Raw genomic sequence first — 15045 nt, 5'->3', positions numbered from 1 at the left:
TTTTCCCGCACGGGGATCGGCCGCGGCGGCGCGGAGGGGAGCCGCCGCGGCCGACGTGCGTCCGGACGCCGATCAGGTCGTACGGGCCGTTCCCGTGCCCTTCTCCGCGTCGAGCGCGTACACACAGCGGTCCTTGCTGCACGCGTACACGATTCCGTCACGGACGACGGGGGAGCCGGTGATCTCGCCGCCGGTGGCCAGCTTCCAGCGGAGGCGGCCGTCGTCGGCCTTGAGGGTGTAGAGGAGATGGTCCGTGGAGCCGAAGTGGATACGGCCCTCGGCCACCGCGGGAGCGCCCACGATGTCGCCGCCCGCCTGAAAGCGCCACTTGGGCGTGCCGGTGACCGCGTCGAGCGTGTAGAGGCCCTTGCCGCTGCCCACGTGGACGTGGCCGGCGGCCACCAGGACCGGGTCGGTGGAGGAACGGGACTCGGTCGCGATGCGCCAGCGGTCGCGGCCGTCGGTGGCGTCGAGGGCGTAGACCGTGCCGAGGTAGTCGGCGAGGTAGACGCCGCCGCCGGTCACCGCGGGGCCGGGCACGAAGGTGGGCGGGGCCAGGAAGACCGCCGGGGCCTCGAAGTGCCAGCGGACGTGGCCGGAGGTGACTTCCAGGGCGAGGACCCGGGTGCCGGCACAGACGTAGACGTAGCCGTCGGGGGCGTGGGCGACACGGACCGGGACCCCGCCGCAGGAGGCGGCGTCGCCGATCGGGTACGACCAGCGCTCGTCGCCGGTACGGGCGTCCAGGGCGCGCAGCCGGGCGTCCTGCCAGACGTACACCGTGCCGTCGTGGAGCGCGGCGCCCGCCTCCGGGGACTCGAAGTCGGTCTGGGCCCCGGTGATCTCCCACAGCTTCTGGCCGCCCGAGGACTCGTAGGCCTGGACGCCGCCGCCCCGGGTGGCGGTGACGACCGTGCCCCGGTCGGCCTGGAGGGAGTACACCCAGGCGTCGGTCTGCACGCGCCACAGGTCGGCGCCCTCGCGGGCGTCCAGGGCGTAGAGGGTCGGGCCGTCGGAGGCGTGGATACGGCCGTCCGCGACCGCCATCGACCAGGCGACGTCCCGGGTCTTGAAGCGGCGGCGCCCGGTGGCCACGTCCAGGGCGTGCACCTCGAAGGAGGTGACGTAGACGAGGTCCCCGGCGACGGACGGCGTGCCCCAGACGTCGTTGGACATGCGGAAGCGCCAGGGGCGCCAGCCGGCCGGTGACGCCTCGGGGGCCGCGGTGGGGGCGGCCGGAGCCGCCGCCGGTACGGCGGGGTCGGCGCCGTTGGCACCGGGGCGGGGGCGGGACCAGGACGCGGCCAGGGCGGACTCCGGCGGGGGTGCCGCGACGGCCGAGGAGCGCATGTCGGCGACGCGCGGGCCGGGGCCGATGGGCACGGAGACGCCGGCCAGCCGCACCGGCCCGGCGTCGGGTGCGCCGACGGGCGCGGGCACCGGCGGTGCGTGCACGGGCGGCGCCGGTACGACGGGGTCGTGCGAGGGCGGGGGCGGGAGTGGGGGCGCGGGGACCACGGGCCGGGCACCGACCGGGCCACCGGCGCCCGCACCACCCGCGCCTCCGGCACCCGCGCCGCCCCGGCCGCCGGCCGTCGTGGCGAGCTTGACCGCGGGGCGGCCGCCCCGGCGGCCCTCGATCAGGCTCACCGCCCGCTCGGGCAGCCACGCCGACGCCGTACCGCTGTCGTCGGAGCCGGAGCCGAACAGGTGCGGGGCGAGCTGGGACTGGAGGTCGGCGGGGTTGGGTCGGCCGGTCGCCTCCATCTGCATGCAGGACTCGATGAGCGGACGCAGCTCGTCCGGGAGGCCTTCGAGGTCGGGGCCCTCGCGCAGCAGCATGAAGACCGTCTCGACCGGGTTGGCGCCGTGGAAGGGCGGGTGTCCGGTGGCGGCGAAGACCAGCATGGAGCCGAGCGAGAACACGTCGCTGGCGCCGGTGACGCTGCGGGAGTCCTTCGCCTGCTCCGGGGACATGTAGGCGGGGGTGCCGACGGCGACGTTCGTCATCGTCAGACGGGTGTTCGAGACACCGGACGCGATGCCGAAGTCGATCACCCGGGGGCCGTCCTCGACGACGAGGACGTTGGACGGCTTGAGGTCGCGGTGGACGAGTCCGGCGCCGTGGATCGACTGGAGCGCCTCCGCGACGCCCGCCGCCAGCCAGCGCACCGCCTGGGCCGGGAGCGGCCCGCACTCGTTCACTATCTCCTCGAGGGAGGGCGCGGGGACGTAGGCCGTGGCCAGCCACGGGACCGCCGCGCGCGGGTCGGCGTCGACCACCGCCGCCGTGTAGAAGCCGGAGACCGCGCGGGCCGCCTCCACCTCGCGGGTGAAACGGACGCGGAACAGCTGGTCCTCGGCCAGCTCCGTGCGGACCGTCTTGATCGCCACCCGCCGGCCGGACGCCGAGCGCGCGAGATAGACCAGCCCCATGCCGCCGGCGCCGAGCCGCCCCAGCACCTCGAACGGCCCGATCCGCCGCGGATCGTGCTGCGTCAGCTGATCCACCACTTGCCTGCCACCTCCCCGTACGAGCCGCGCCACCCACATATGTACGCGACCGAAGTGCAGCGTCTCACCACCGCACCTCCGTGGCGCCACGCACCCCGATTCTTCCTGCCCGAGGCGCTGGTGGCGAACCTGAGGACAATCAGGGTGTCTCACCTCATCCCGGGCACGGGGCCGCGCTCGCCGGGCCCCGTTCAGCGTTGCAGCAGCGCGAACGACGCTCCCTGGCCGTCCGAGACCACGGCCACCCGCCCGTACGACGTCTCGAACGGCGGCACCCGCACCCGGCCGCCGAGCCGGGCCACCGTACCGAGCGCGGCCTCGCAGTCCTCGACCCGGAAGTGGACGAGGAAGTGCGGCGGCATCTCGGCGGGGAAGACGTCAAGGACCGGGGCGCGGCCGAAGTCGGGCGCGGCGTCCGGACCGAAGAGGGCGTCGCGGAAGAGGTCGCCGTAGAAGGCGTTGGCCGCCTCGGTGTCCCGGGTGTACAGCTCGACCCAGGCGAAGGTGCCCGGCTCGTGCCGGCGCCCGAAGCCCGGGTGGCGGGCCGGCTGCCAGAGCGCGAAGACGGCACCCTCGGGATCGGCGGCGAGCGCGGTGGTGCCGAGGCCGCCGACCGGGTGGGGCGGGGTGACGACCTGACCGCCGGCGGCCCGGATCCGCTCGGCCAGTGCCGCGGCGTCGGGGGTGTGGAAGTACACGGACCACACGGTGGGCATCCGGCCGTCCGTCTTGCGGGCCAGCGCGGCGACGGGAGCGCCGTCCAGCCACGCCCACACGGTCCCTCCTTCCGCCCCCTCGGCCGTGTCCTCGGCCGTGTCCTCGTCGAACTCCCGGAAGGTCCAGCCGAAGAGCCCGCCGTAGAAGCGCTTTCCCGCCTCCACGTCGGAGAGCTGCGCGTCCACCCAGCAGGGGACGCCTTCCGGGGGCGCGGACACGTCGCCCGGGTCGCTGGATGTCCGCTTCGCGGATGCTCCGTTTTCGGCCATGCCGTCAAAGTAGCCGCGTCGCCCGCACCGCGCAGACCAGGCACACCAGCCTCTCTCCGCCCTCGCACCCCATTTGCAGTCGGCCGAATCGCGCTCGGATCACCCGTCGGTAAGCTGACGTCATGACAGGACAAGTGCGTACCGTCGACGGCCGCGTGGCCGGTCGACGTGGGCAGGCGACCCGGCAGAAACTGCTCGACTGCCTCAGCGACATGCTCAGCTCCTCCCCCTATCGCGATGTCAAAGTCATCGATGTCGCCCGCAAGGCCGGCACCTCGCCCGCGACCTTCTACCAGTACTTCCCGGACGTCGAGGGCGCCGTCCTGGAGATCGCCGAGCACATGGCCGCCGAGAGCTCCTCACTGGCCGAGCTGACGACGGGCCGCTCGTGGGTGGGCAAGGCCGGCTGGCAGACGGCACAGGAACTCGTCGACGGATTCATGGAGTTCTGGCGGAAGAACGACGCGATTCTCCGGGTCATCGATCTGGGCGCGGCGGAGGGCGACAAACGGTTCGCCAAGATCCGTATGAAGATCCTGAACTCGGTGAATTCCTCCCTCGCGGACTCGGTCGCCGAACTGCAGGCCAAGGGCAAGGTCGACAAGGACGTGAACCCCGCGGCGATCGCCGGTTCACTGGTCGTGATGCTCGCCGGCGCGGCCTCGCACCAGAAGGGCTTCTCCTCCTGGGGCGTCAAGCAGTCCGAACTCAAGCCGAACCTGGCCTTGTTGATGCATCTGGGCGTCACCGGCAAGAAGCCCTCCAAGTAACACGCTCGGCAGCCTGTCATCTCCGCCGCGCGCGCCACGCCGGTGGCGGCCCGTCCCGTACCGCCTGCTTCATCACCGGCGTCGAGGCCAGCCGCTGCGCCTCCACCGCCTCCGCCACCTCGCCGGCCGTCCGCTCGAACTCGGCGACCGTGTCCCGGTCCTCCCGCCGCATCGACACGAAACAGCGCCTCGAAGGCCAACGCCTCGAAGTCCGGGCCCACCATCTCCCCGACGGATGTGCCGACGTCTCGACGGATATCTCCCGAACGGGGAACAGCCGCCCGCCCGGCCGGTGTTGTGCTCAGCACCGACGCCCGTACCCGCTGGAGGAGACCGGAATGGCCCTGACCCGCGAAGAGCGTGAGAAGTTCCTGGCCGAGCCCCACATCGCCGCGCTCGCGGTCGACGCGGGAGCGGGCCGAGCCCCGCTGACCGTGCCGATCTGGTACCAGTACGAGCCCGGCGGCGACGCCTGGATCATGACCGGGCTCGACAGCCGCAAGAACGAACTGATCAAGGCCGCGGGCCGGTTCTCCCTGATGGTCGACCGGCTGGAGCCCACCATCCGGTACGTGTCGGTGGAGGGTCCGGTCGTCGAGACGGCCACCGCCACCGAGGAGCAGCTGCGGGAGATGGCCGCCCGCTACCTGCCGGCCGAGAAGGTCGAGGGCTATGTCGCCTTCGCCTCCGCGGACCACGGGGATCAGGTCGTCGTCCGTATGCGTCCCGAACGCTGGGTCTCCTCGGACCTCGGCACGGTGTGACCCCCCGGGGCGCGTGACAATCGGGGCATGGGAACCGATCTCCACGAACTGCTGAGGTCACTGCGGGTGTGGGACCCCGCGGTCACCGAACTGCCGCCCTTCGACCCGGCCACCGCGCCCGGCGATCCACTGGCCCTGTTCACGCGATGGTTCGCCGACGCGGTGGCGGCCGGCCAGAACGAGCCGCACACGGTGTCACTGGCGACGTCGGACGCCCAGGGCCTGCCGGACGTCCGCATCGTGATGCTGCACGGTGCGGACGCCGACGGCTGGTCCTTCGCGACGCACGCCGACAGCCGCAAGGGCCGCCACCTCGCCGCCCGCCCGTACGCCGCGCTCGCCTTCTACTGGCCGGCGCTGGGCCGCCAGGTGCGCCTGCGCGGCCCGGTCACCGTCGCCCCGGCCGATCAGGCGCAGTCCGACCTGCACGCACGGTCGACCGGCGCCCTGGCCGCCGCCCTCACCGGCCGGCAGAGCGCGGACCTGAGCTCGCCGGACGAGCTGGCCCGCGCGTCGGAGGAGGCCTGGGAGCGGGCCGGACGGGAGCCGGAGACTCCCGTCCCGTCATGGACTCTGTACCGGCTGGTCCCCGACGAGGTGGAGTTCTTCCAGGGGGACGCCCGCCGCCGCCACGTACGACTGGCCTACCGGCGGGCGGAGGACGGCGGCTGGGACACGCGGTCGCTGTGGCCGTGAGCGGTGGCCGTGAGCGGTGGCCATGAGCGGTGGCCATGAGGCGGTGGCCATGAGGCGGCGGCCGTGCGCAGGGGCCGTGAGCAGCGGCCGTGCGCAGCGGCCGTGAGGCGGCGGTCACCGTCGGCCGGGCTCCGCCGGCTCCTCGTCCGTCGCCAGCCGCGCGTGCAGGTGCGCGTCCCGGAACGCGTCGTGCCGGCCGGCCTCCCACAACGCCCCGCGCAGTGTGCCCTCGTGGGCGTAGCCGCAGCGTTCGGCGATCCGGCAGGAGGCCTCGTGACCCACCGCGTGGCCCAGTTCCAGGCGGTACAGGCCGAGTTCCGCGAAGGCCCAGCGCGACGCGAGCAGCAGCGCGTGGGTGGCGACGCCCCGGCCGCGGGCCTCGGGGAGCACCCAGTAGCCGACCCGTGCCAGCCTCAGCGGCCGGTTGATCTCGTTGACGCCGATGTGACCCAGCGCCGTACCGCTCTCCGCGTCCGTGATCCGGAACGACGCGGCCCTGCCCTCCGCGGCCTCCAGGGCCCGCGCGCGCAGCGACTTCCGGGCGCCGCCGAGGTCCGTCCACAGCTTCAGCGGTGTGTTCCAGCGCTGGAACTCGGGGTCGAGGTGGCCGCGCAGCCATGTCTGCGCGTCGGCGTCGGAACCGGCGTCCCAGGGCCGCAGACGCAGACCGTGTCCCTGCGGTTCGGTGAGGGAGGGGGCGAGGGTGTGCATGCGTGAGTCGACCATCGAGCCATTCAATCCGACCGGGGGCGGTTCCCGCCGGGGACCGGAACCACCGCCTGGTCGCCGCGCGTCCGCCGGCCGCGGTCGTGACCGATCCGCAACCCATTCCGGTCTTGACCGAGACCCATCAAGCGAGGGCGTGATTACGCTCGCGGCATGGCCGACTCCACAGCGTCCGCTGAACCGCAGCCCGCCCACCCCGCGGACCGCCCCGTGTACGTCATCGGCGCCGGTCCCGGCGGCCTCGCCGCCGCCCACGCGCTGAGGAAACGCGGCATACGCGCCGTCGTGCTGGAGCGGGCCGACCACGTCGGCTCCTCCTGGCGGCGCCACTACGACCGGCTGCGCCTGCACACCACCCGCCGTCTGTCGTCCCTGCCCGGCCTGCCGATGCCGCGCCGCTTCGGGCGGTGGGTGGCCAGGGACGACGTGGTGCGGTACCTGGAGAAGTACGCCGAGCACCACGAGCTGGAGATCGTCACCGGCGTCGAGGTCTTCCGCGTCGAACGTGCCCCCGCCGGGGACGGCTGGCTGCTGCACGCCTCCGGGGGCCGTGAGCTGACCGGCGCCGCGGTCGTGGTCGCCACCGGCCACAACCACACCCCGCGCCTGCCGGACTGGCCCGGCCGGGACACGTACACCGGCGAGTTCCGGCACGCCGCCGAGTACCGGAACGCGGCCCCGTACGCCGGCCGGGACGTCCTGGTCGTCGGCGTCGGCAACACCGGCGCCGAGATCGCCGTGGACCTGGTGGAGGGCGGGGCCGCGAGGGTGCGGCTGTCCGTGCGCACCGCGCCGCACATCGTGCGCCGCTCGACGGCCGGCTGGCCCGCCCAGTACAACGGCGTCCTCGTACGGCGGCTGCCGGCCGGCCTCGTCGACCGGCTCGCCCGGCCGCTGGCCAGGATCAGCACGCCCGACCTGTCGGCGCACGGGCTGCCCCGCCCGGACACCGGGCTCCTCACCCGGGTCGCCGAGGGCGCCATCCCGGTGCAGGACGTCGGTCTGACCGACGCGGTGCGCGACGGCCGGGTGGAGGTCGTGGCCGCCGTGGACGGCTTCGAGGACGGCGAGGTGCGCCTCGCCGACGGCACCCGCGTCGCACCGGACACGGTGCTCGCCGCCACCGGCTATCTCCGCGGTCTGGAGGGGCTGGTCGGCCACCTCGGCGTGCTCGACGCCCACGGCAGACCGGCCGTACGGGGCGCCCGCACCCCGAAGAACGCCCCCGGCCTGTACTTCACCGGCTTCACCAACCCCGTCAGCGGCATGCTCCGCGAACTGGCACGGGACGCGGTGCGGATAGCCGAGGCCGTGAAGAAGAGCGACGGGGGCCGGGCCTCGCGGCTGTGGAGGTGAGGGGCGGGTCCCATGGGCGGGTGGGCTCGGTAGCGGTCGGGGGCGGGGCTCAGGACAGCCCGGGCGTCGGAGCCGGGCGGCGGCGGATCACCAGGGCCATCAGGGCCGCTGCCGCGCACAGTGCGCCGGAGGCGTACCAGACCACGTCGTAGGAGCCGAAGGTGTCGCGGGCGGCGCCTCCGAGGAAGGCGACGAGGGCGGCGCCCACCTGGTGGGAGGCGAGGACCCAGCCGAAGACGATCGCGCTGTCGTCGCCGTAGTGCTCGCGGCACAGGGCGAGGGTGGGCGGGACGGTGGCGACCCAGTCGAGGCCGTAGAAGACGATGAAGAAGATCATCGGCGGGTGGACGCTGGGCGCGAGCAGCATGGGGAGGAAGAGGAGGGAGACGCCGCGCAGGGCGTAGTAGACGGCGAGCAGACGGCGCGGTTCGAAGCGGTCGGTGAACCAGCCGGAGGCGATCGTGCCGACCACGTCGAACACACCGATGACGGCGAGCAACGAGGCGGCTGCGGTCAGCGGCATGCCGTGGTCGTGGGCGGCGGGCACGAAGTGGGTCTGGATCAGGCCGTTGGTCGAGGCGCCGCAGATCGCGAAGGTGCCTGCCAGCAGCCAGAACGGGCCGCTGCGGACGGCGGAGCGGAGCACCGCGAGCGCGCGGCGGGCGGCACCGGGCACCGGAGCCGGCTTGGGCACGAACTCCTGGGCGCCGTAAGGCTTCTGGCCCACGTCGGCCGGGTGGTCGTGCAGGAGGAGCCAGACGAAGGGGACGACGGCGAGGGCGGCCAGGGCGACGGTGACGGCCGCGGGGCGCCAGTCGTACGTCTCCACGATCCAGGACAGCAGCGGCAGGAAGATCAGCTGTCCGGAGGCCGCTGCGGCGGTGAGGACGCCGGTGACCAGGCCGCGCCGCTCGGTGAACCAGCGGTTGGTGACGGTGGCGGCGAAGGCCAGCGCCATCGAGCCGGAGCCGAGGCCGACCAACAGGCCCCAGCAGAGGATCAGTTGCCAGGCGGACTCCATCCACACCGTCAGGCCCGAGCCGAGCGCGATCACGACCAGGGCCGTGGCCACCACACGCCGGATGCCGAAGCGGTCCATCAGCGCCGCCGCGAAGGGGGCGGTCAGTCCGTAGAGCGCGAGGTTGACGGAGACGGCGGCGCCGATCGTGCCGCGCGACCAGCCGAAGTCATCGTGGAGCGGGTCGACGAGGATGCCGGGCAGGGAGCGGAAGGCGGCGGCGCCGATGATCGTCACGAAGGTGACGGCGGCGACCCACCAGGCGCGGTGCACCCGGGTGCGGCGGCGCGGGCGGACGGGCTCCGGCCGGAGCGCGGCGGCTGCTGGTTCTGCTGCGTCGGCGTCGGCGGCGCCGGTGGGCTGGGTCATGTCATTGAGCTTCCGATGCGGGGGCCGTCCGATCGAGTGGCCCGAAAGACACGGTTCGCTAGGATCGGGCCATGACGTCCGACCGCCCGCACCCCGTACCCCGGTCGCACCCCGCACACCCGGCGCAACCGGCTCCGCACCCGCCGATCCCGTCGCGACGACCGCGACGGCCGCACCGTGTCGTCGTCCTCGCCCTCGACGGCCTGCTCCCCTTCGAACTGGGCATCCCCCAGCGGATCTTCGGACGCGCCCGGGGCGAGCACACGCGCCCGCTGTACGAGGTCGTCACCTGCTCGGTCCGCCCGCCCGGCCCGGTCGGCACCGACGCGGACTTCGCGATCCTGGTCGAGAACGGCCCCGAGGCACTGGCCACCGCCGACACGGTCGTCGTACCGAGCTCCTACGAGCTGGGGCCGGTGTACGAGGAGGGCGTACTGACCGAGGAGCTGGCCGCCGCGCTCGCGCTCGTCCGGCCCGGCACCCGGCTCGTCGCGATCTGCACCGGCGGATACGTCCTGGCCGCCGCCGGGTGTCTCGACGGCCGGCCGGCGACCACGCACTGGGCCTCCGCCGAGCACTTCCAGCGGCTGTTCCCGAAGGTGCGGGTGGACCCGGACGTGCTGTTCGTCGACGACGGTGACGTGCTCACCTCGGCCGGGGTGGCGGCCGGGATCGACCTGTGCGTGCACATCGTGCGCCGGGACCACGGCACCGCCGTCGCCAACGACGTGGCCCGCCGCACCGTCGTGCCGCCGCACCGCGACGGCGGTCAGGCGCAGTACATCGAACGGCCGGTGCCCGATCCGCAGCAGTCGTCCACGACCAACGCCCGCGCCTGGGCGCTCGGCCGCCTCCAGGAGCCGATCCAGCTGCGGGACATGGCCGCCCAGGAGTCGATGTCCGTACGCACCTTCACCCGCCGCTTCCGCGAGGAGGCCGGCGTCAGTCCGGGCCAGTGGCTCACCGGGCAGCGCGTCGAACGGGCCCGGCATCTGCTGGAGTCCACCGGCCTGTCCGTCGACCAGGTGGCACGCGACGCCGGCTTCGGCACGGCCCAGTCGATGCGGCAGCACCTGATGGCGACGCTCGGGGTCACCCCGACCGCGTACCGGCGGACCTTCCGGACGGAGTTGTCCACAGCCTGTGGACAGTGAGCGGAGGCCTCGGCACGCTTCCCGGATCCGTCGGAACGGCGGCGCGGCGCTGTCCGCCCCGAGCATGGCACCGCACGCCGCCGCCCGACTCCGGCGCTCCCGCCCGGCTCCCGTCGCCCCCGAGGGAACCGCCGCCGAATCACGACCCACACTCGCCGAGGCCCCGTCACCGAACCCTCGTCGTCCCCTCGCGGCGAATCGTTGGCTACAAGCGTGAGGAAAGGGTCACGATCCGTCAACCGGACAAGGGAAGTTCATCCCGTACATCCCATTTGCGCGGGAAGCGCACGGAAGCACACCCCGGCGCACTGCCGCATCGCACTGCCGCATCGCACCTGGAAACAGCGGGGCCTCACGCACCCGGCGCGTCCCGCGCCGGCCGCTACACCACTTCGTACGCGAACCCCTCGTACGCCACCGTGCCACCGCCGCTCCCGCAGGCCGGCGCGGTGTCCTCACGCCCGCCGCAGCGGTCCAGTTCGCACCAGATGCGTTTGCCGGTACCTTCCCGGCTCCAGCCCCAGCGGTCGGCGAGGCCGTCGACGAGGGCGAGGCCCCGGCCGCCCGTGGCCTCGCCGTTCACGCAGCGGGGCACCGGGGCCCGGTCGCTGGCGTCGTCCACCTCGAGGCGGACGGTGGCCTCCTCGCTCTCCTCGGCCACCGTTCCCGGCAGCACCAGCCGCAGGACGGCCGAACGACCGGTGTGCACCACGGCGTTGGTGACGAGTTCCGAGACGAGCAGGACCAGCGTCTCGGCGAGTGGTTCGTCGGCCCGTATCCCCGCCCCGGCGAGCCGTGAGCGCGCCCACCGCCTCGCACGCCCCACTTCCGAGGGGTCGGGCCGGACCTCCAGTTGCACTTGAAGCACCTGCACCGCTCACACCATCCGAACCGGCGGACACAAAGGCTCGCGCCTCATGAGGGCCACGATCGTAGCCATTCTCTGCATGGCCAGAACAACGGCCGGGTCAGGGATCACGGAACGTGAATCCCTCGTGGCACAGCATGGTTGACGTACAGTCACGCCAACAAGCGCTTCGGGCATATTCCAGCGCGAAGGAGTACCTGTGCGGCATACTGTGCGACGCCCGTTCCGGGCCGTCGAACAGGCGGTGGCCGACGGCCGTTCCGCCCTGCGGGGCAAGGGGCACATCGCCGGTTCCGGAACCGCCCCAGGGGCAACTCCGGCCCGGCCGGCGCTCAGGACCACTCGCATCCCACACAAGGTACCGGAGTGTGGCACCGACTCCGGGCCGTGACGAGTCACGCGGCGGACACAACCCGGTATCAACGCTCCGTCACGTCGCCCTGCCACGATCCGCGACATCCGTTCGGGGAGGCCGGTGGCCGTCGTATCCGTACGGGAGGCCGGTGGTGGCCGTCCGGCCCCCGCGCGTCCGGCCCCCGCGCGTCCGGGGCCCGCTACTCGGGCACGGTGAAGTAGCGGGCGAAGGCGGGGACGATCTCCGCCTCCCCGACCTTGCCGTCGCCGTCCGCGTCGAGCGCGGCGGCGACCGACCGGGCGGTGTCACCGGGCACGCCGAGCGCGGTGAGCACGCGCGCGGCGTCCTCGACGGTGGCGGCGCCGTCGCCGTCGGTGTCGGCGACGTCCAGGGCCGCGTGCAGGAAGGGCCGGGCGATCTCGGCGAACCGGTCCGGATTGTCGCGCAGCCGCTTGACCGCCGCGGTGACGAACTCCTCACGGGTGATGCGCTGGTCGCCGTCCCGGTCGGCGATGCCCGCCATGCCCTGCCAGAGCGCCTCCGCGCCGCCGTACAGGGCCTGCCCCTTCTCGGAGCGGGCGGTGGTGCCGAACTCGGCGAGCAGCGCCTTGGCCGCTCCGCTGAAGTCCGCGCGGTCGATGTAGCCGTTGCCGTCCTGGTCGAAGGTGGCGAACCGCGCGGCGATCCTGCGCTCGTACTCGCTGTTGACCATTGTTTTCTCCGGCCGCCTCACGTCGGTGTCGGTGGTCTTCGTCTCGCTCGGAGCGTACGACGTGGGACGCGGCCCCGGGCGGGATCCACGCGGAGAGGGCCCGCTCGGAGAGGGGCCCTCTCGGAGACAGGCCTGCGCGGAGTGGGGCCTATGCGGAGAGGGGCCTACGCGGAGAGGGGCCGCGGCTCGTCGCCGGTCGCCGAGGCCAGATCGGGGTGGACGTCGAAGAGCCGGCGCACGCCGAGCGCGCCGAGGACGCGGTTGACGTGGGAGCCGTCGACGGCGCCCTGGGCCGGCAGTATCAGCCGCAGCCGGCCCTGGCAGGAGCGGATGAGCCGCCGGGAGGCGATGAGTACGCCGACCCCGCTGGAGTCGCAGAAGAGGACCTCGGAGAGATCCAGGACAAGACTGTGCCGCCCCTCGGCCACCTCGTCGTGCACGCGCTGCCGCAGCACCGGTGACGTCACCAGGTCCAGTTCGCCCGACACCTGGAGCACGGCCCACCGGCCCTGCTCGCCGCCGGTCACGTTGAACGCCACCACCACGCCTTTCATTCGTCGGTACGTCCGGAATCACCCGAAACGGAAGCCATGCTTACGCTTCTTGGGCGCGCGCCTGCCCACCGGCCGTTCCCGCAAACGCCCGGCCGGAAACGGGGTTCGGTCAGAAGAGGCTTGTTTCAGACGGTTTCGATCCTGTTCGATCAAAAACTATCGAATCCGGTCACACCGTAGAGGGTAGGGGAGGCGCATCGGGGCGTGTACCACCTGCGGGCCGTCAGGGGCGCGCATTGGCACAAAGGGGCGTGCGGTGTCGGACGTGCCGACTACATTCAGGGACACGGTGGCCGCACGCTGGAGACCGGCTCGGACGCGGCACGACCACGGAATGATCAGGAAACGATCAGAGCACCGGACAGGGGGTGAAGGGCCGCATGGCGAAGAGAGAAGTACCACTGCGCTGGGACCGCAAGATGCAGCAGCGGCTCGCGCGGGGCGAGGCCGCCGCCCTGGGGGAGCTCTACGACCGGTTCGCCTCGCTCGTGCACGGCCTCGCGCACCGCGTGCTCGATGACGAGCGGGCCGCCGACCACATCACTCGCGACGTCTTCGCGCACGTCTGGGAGCATCCGGACGCCTACGATCCCCGGCAGGGCCCGCTGCGTACGTGGGTGGCCACGCTGACCCACCGCCTGGCCGTGCAGCGGCTGCGCGCCACCGAGACGGCCGCCCTCGCCCGCGGCGGTCCGGGCACCACCGAGGAGCTGGAGAGCAAGGTGCGCCACGCCTCGGTCGCCGCCCGCGCCGACTACATCGTCCAGTCCATGCCGGCCCCGCTGCGCGCCGCCCTGGAGCTGGCCTACTTCCAGCGCCGCGACTACCGCCAGACCGCCGCCGACCTCGGCGTCACGGAGGACGAGGCCCGCCGCCGCCTCCGCCTGGGCCTCCAGCTCCTGTCCACCGCCCGCCAGGCCACCTCCCCGGACACGCCCGGGGCGCCGTCGGGGTACGGGGGTGCGGCATGAAGGAGGCGCACGAGGAGGACGAGGTCCCCCGGGGCCCCGGGGATCCCGCCGGCCCCCGCGCGTCCGTCGAGGACGGTGGGCGGGCTCTGCCCGACGTGGTGCCGGGCGGGCCGGTCGGGTGGGAGCACCAGGTGCTGACGTCGCTGCTCGGGGCCTGGGCGCTGGCCGCCTGCTCGGCCCAGGAGGCCGCGGCCGTCGAGGAGCACCTCGGCGAGTGCGACGCCTGCGCCGACGAGGCGCTGCGGCTGCGCGAGGCCGTCGGGCTGCTCCAGCGGCCCGAGAGCCTCGACCTGGACCCCGCCCTGCGCACCCGCGTCCTGGACGGTTGCCTGGAGCGGCGCCCGCCGCGCATCCCGGTACCCGAGTGGGCCAGGCCGTACGACGCCGAGGCCGCGCGGCTGGACGCGCTGCTGCAGGACATCGGCGACGCCGAGTGGCACGCGCCGGTCCGGCTGCGCTGGTTCGAGGCCGACGACGCCGCCAGCCGCCGTACGACCGTCGCCGGGGTCATCGCGCACCTGCTGACGGTCGACGGGCTCGTCGCGGTCAGCCTGGGCCTCGCCGACCCGCTGGGTGACATCACCGCCCCCGCCCCGGCGCCCGCCAGCCGTACCGAGGCGTACTGGCGGGCCTCGCACTACCCGCCCACCCGCGCGGTACGGGCACCCTGGCGCGAGCAGACCCACGGCATCGTCCGGACGGTGTCGTTCACCGGCGACGCGGGCCGGATGCCGGTCTCGTACGGCGACTTCGAGCTGCCGCTGCACGACGCGATGCTGGACCGGGCGTTCGAGTGCTGGGTGCACGCGGAGGACATCGCCGACGCGGTGGACTACCCGTACCAGCCGCCCTCCGCGCGCCACCTGAACAGCATGATCGACCTCGCCGCCCGGATGCTGCCGGGCGTCCTGGCGGCGCGCCGCCGGGCCGGGCTGGCGGCGCGCGGCACCCGTCCGCACCTGGTCACGGCGGGCGAGCCGGGGCGCAGCCTGCGGCTGGAGATCGAGGGTTCGGGCGGCGGCGAGTGGCTCATCCCGCTCGACTCCCCGGGCGCGGTGGGCTCCGCCGAGCACGAGGTGGCCCATGTCGCCCTGGACGGCGTGGAGTTCTGCCGGCTGGCCGCGGGCCATGTGCCTCCGGCGGAGGCGGCGGCGGGTCAGGTGGGCGACCGGGAGGCGATCAGCGACGTGCTGTTCGCCGCGGCCAGCCTGAGCCGGATGTAGGGGGCGGTG

Annotated in this window: 15 protein-coding genes; 7 read left to right on the top strand and 8 right to left on the bottom strand. The window is 73.6% G+C overall.

Annotated elements, in window-relative coordinates:
* Window positions 1-72: 72 nt before the first annotated feature.
* Together QC283_RS33495 and QC283_RS33490 are read right to left on the bottom strand one after the other, a co-directional pair.
* A complete protein-coding gene (locus tag QC283_RS33495) occupies window positions 73-2514 on the bottom strand; it encodes a serine/threonine-protein kinase (RefSeq protein WP_279565518.1) in 2442 nt (813 codons plus the stop codon).
* Window positions 2515-2705: 191 nt separating this feature from the next.
* Window positions 2706-3500 (bottom strand): VOC family protein, encoded by a 795-nt coding sequence (locus QC283_RS33490; RefSeq protein ID WP_279565517.1) that lies wholly within the window; start codon window positions 3498-3500, stop codon window positions 2706-2708.
* A gap of 134 nt (window positions 3501-3634) precedes the next feature.
* On the opposite strand from QC283_RS33490, the gene QC283_RS33485 reads away from it, so the two are divergent.
* Complete coding sequence (locus tag QC283_RS33485) at window positions 3635-4270, top strand: TetR family transcriptional regulator (protein ID WP_279565542.1); 636 nt, start codon at window positions 3635-3637, stop codon at window positions 4268-4270.
* A gap of 16 nt (window positions 4271-4286) precedes the next feature.
* Here QC283_RS33485 and QC283_RS33480 read toward each other — a convergent pair whose 3' ends face one another.
* Window positions 4287-4448, bottom strand: coding sequence for a hypothetical protein (locus QC283_RS33480; protein ID WP_279565516.1), 162 nt, complete (start codon window positions 4446-4448; stop codon window positions 4287-4289).
* Between the two features lie 160 nt (window positions 4449-4608).
* Between QC283_RS33480 and QC283_RS33475 the strand changes: the two genes are divergently transcribed.
* A complete protein-coding gene (locus tag QC283_RS33475) occupies window positions 4609-5034 on the top strand; it encodes a pyridoxamine 5'-phosphate oxidase family protein (protein ID WP_279565515.1) in 426 nt (141 codons plus the stop codon).
* A gap of 27 nt (window positions 5035-5061) precedes the next feature.
* A complete protein-coding gene (locus QC283_RS33470; RefSeq protein WP_279565514.1) occupies window positions 5062-5730 on the top strand; it encodes a pyridoxine/pyridoxamine 5'-phosphate oxidase in 669 nt (222 codons plus the stop codon).
* A 114-nt stretch (window positions 5731-5844) separates the two neighbouring features.
* Here the strand turns inward: QC283_RS33470 and QC283_RS33465 are convergent, their stop codons facing one another.
* Window positions 5845-6456: a GNAT family N-acetyltransferase gene (locus QC283_RS33465; RefSeq protein ID WP_279565513.1), complete on the bottom strand. Its 612-nt coding sequence runs from the start codon at window positions 6454-6456 to the stop codon at window positions 5845-5847.
* 153 nt (window positions 6457-6609) lie between these two features.
* Between QC283_RS33465 and QC283_RS33460 the strand changes: the two genes are divergently transcribed.
* Window positions 6610-7812, top strand: a complete 1203-nt coding sequence (locus QC283_RS33460; RefSeq protein ID WP_279565512.1) for a flavin-containing monooxygenase — start codon at window positions 6610-6612, stop codon at window positions 7810-7812.
* Between the two features lie 49 nt (window positions 7813-7861).
* On the opposite strand, the gene QC283_RS33455 is transcribed toward QC283_RS33460, so the two are convergent.
* Window positions 7862-9199 carry an MFS transporter gene (locus QC283_RS33455; protein WP_279565511.1) on the bottom strand — a complete coding sequence of 446 codons (1338 nt, stop codon included), beginning with the start codon at window positions 9197-9199 and terminating at the stop codon, window positions 7862-7864.
* Between the two features lie 71 nt (window positions 9200-9270).
* Between QC283_RS33455 and QC283_RS33450 the strand changes: the two genes are divergently transcribed.
* Window positions 9271-10353 carry a GlxA family transcriptional regulator gene (locus tag QC283_RS33450; RefSeq protein ID WP_279565510.1) on the top strand — a complete coding sequence of 361 codons (1083 nt, stop codon included), beginning with the start codon at window positions 9271-9273 and terminating at the stop codon, window positions 10351-10353.
* A gap of 382 nt (window positions 10354-10735) precedes the next feature.
* On the opposite strand, the gene QC283_RS33445 is transcribed toward QC283_RS33450, so the two are convergent.
* The 3 genes from QC283_RS33445 to QC283_RS33435 form a co-directional block, all read right to left on the bottom strand.
* Window positions 10736-11212: an ATP-binding protein gene (locus tag QC283_RS33445; protein ID WP_279565509.1), complete on the bottom strand. Its 477-nt coding sequence runs from the start codon at window positions 11210-11212 to the stop codon at window positions 10736-10738.
* Window positions 11213-11775: 563 nt separating this feature from the next.
* The gene (locus tag QC283_RS33440; protein WP_279565508.1) at window positions 11776-12288 is read right to left on the bottom strand and encodes an EF-hand domain-containing protein; all 513 of its coding nucleotides are present in this window, start codon (window positions 12286-12288) and stop codon (window positions 11776-11778) included.
* 164 nt (window positions 12289-12452) lie between these two features.
* Window positions 12453-12833 (bottom strand): STAS domain-containing protein, encoded by a 381-nt coding sequence (locus QC283_RS33435; RefSeq protein ID WP_279565541.1) that lies wholly within the window; start codon window positions 12831-12833, stop codon window positions 12453-12455.
* Window positions 12834-13222: 389 nt separating this feature from the next.
* On the opposite strand from QC283_RS33435, the gene QC283_RS33430 reads away from it, so the two are divergent.
* Window positions 13223-13813 (top strand): sigma-70 family RNA polymerase sigma factor, encoded by a 591-nt coding sequence (locus QC283_RS33430; protein WP_279565507.1) that lies wholly within the window; start codon window positions 13223-13225, stop codon window positions 13811-13813.
* Complete coding sequence (locus tag QC283_RS33425; RefSeq protein ID WP_279565506.1) at window positions 13810-15036, top strand: zf-HC2 domain-containing protein; 1227 nt, start codon at window positions 13810-13812, stop codon at window positions 15034-15036. The genes QC283_RS33430 and QC283_RS33425 overlap by 4 nt, the downstream gene beginning before the upstream one ends.
* Window positions 15037-15045 lie beyond the last annotated feature (9 nt).

This window comes from Streptomyces sp. DH41, assembly GCF_029813785.1.
In the GTDB taxonomy this organism is placed as follows: domain Bacteria; phylum Actinomycetota; class Actinomycetes; order Streptomycetales; family Streptomycetaceae; genus Streptomyces.
The sequence above is the reverse complement of the archived record's forward strand: the minus strand, read 5'-3'. Positions and strand labels throughout refer to the sequence as shown.

What these genes read in the sequence shown, in the direction of transcription:
- QC283_RS33490 (WP_279565517.1), bottom strand. Translation starts at nt 3,500, where the DNA reads ATGGCCGAAAACGGAGCATCCGCGAAGCGGACATCCAGCGACCCGGGC.
- QC283_RS33475 (WP_279565515.1), top strand. Translation starts at nt 4,609, where the DNA reads ATGGCCCTGACCCGCGAAGAGCGTGAGAAGTTCCTGGCCGAGCCCCAC.
- QC283_RS33470 (WP_279565514.1), top strand. Translation starts at nt 5,062, where the DNA reads ATGGGAACCGATCTCCACGAACTGCTGAGGTCACTGCGGGTGTGGGAC.
- QC283_RS33465 (WP_279565513.1), bottom strand. Translation starts at nt 6,456, where the DNA reads ATGGTCGACTCACGCATGCACACCCTCGCCCCCTCCCTCACCGAACCG.
- QC283_RS33460 (WP_279565512.1), top strand. Translation starts at nt 6,610, where the DNA reads ATGGCCGACTCCACAGCGTCCGCTGAACCGCAGCCCGCCCACCCCGCG.
- QC283_RS33455 (WP_279565511.1), bottom strand. Translation starts at nt 9,199, where the DNA reads ATGACCCAGCCCACCGGCGCCGCCGACGCCGACGCAGCAGAACCAGCA.
- QC283_RS33450 (WP_279565510.1), top strand. Translation starts at nt 9,271, where the DNA reads ATGACGTCCGACCGCCCGCACCCCGTACCCCGGTCGCACCCCGCACAC.
- QC283_RS33440 (WP_279565508.1), bottom strand. Translation starts at nt 12,288, where the DNA reads ATGGTCAACAGCGAGTACGAGCGCAGGATCGCCGCGCGGTTCGCCACC.
- QC283_RS33430 (WP_279565507.1), top strand. Translation starts at nt 13,223, where the DNA reads ATGGCGAAGAGAGAAGTACCACTGCGCTGGGACCGCAAGATGCAGCAG.
- QC283_RS33425 (WP_279565506.1), top strand. Translation starts at nt 13,810, where the DNA reads ATGAAGGAGGCGCACGAGGAGGACGAGGTCCCCCGGGGCCCCGGGGAT.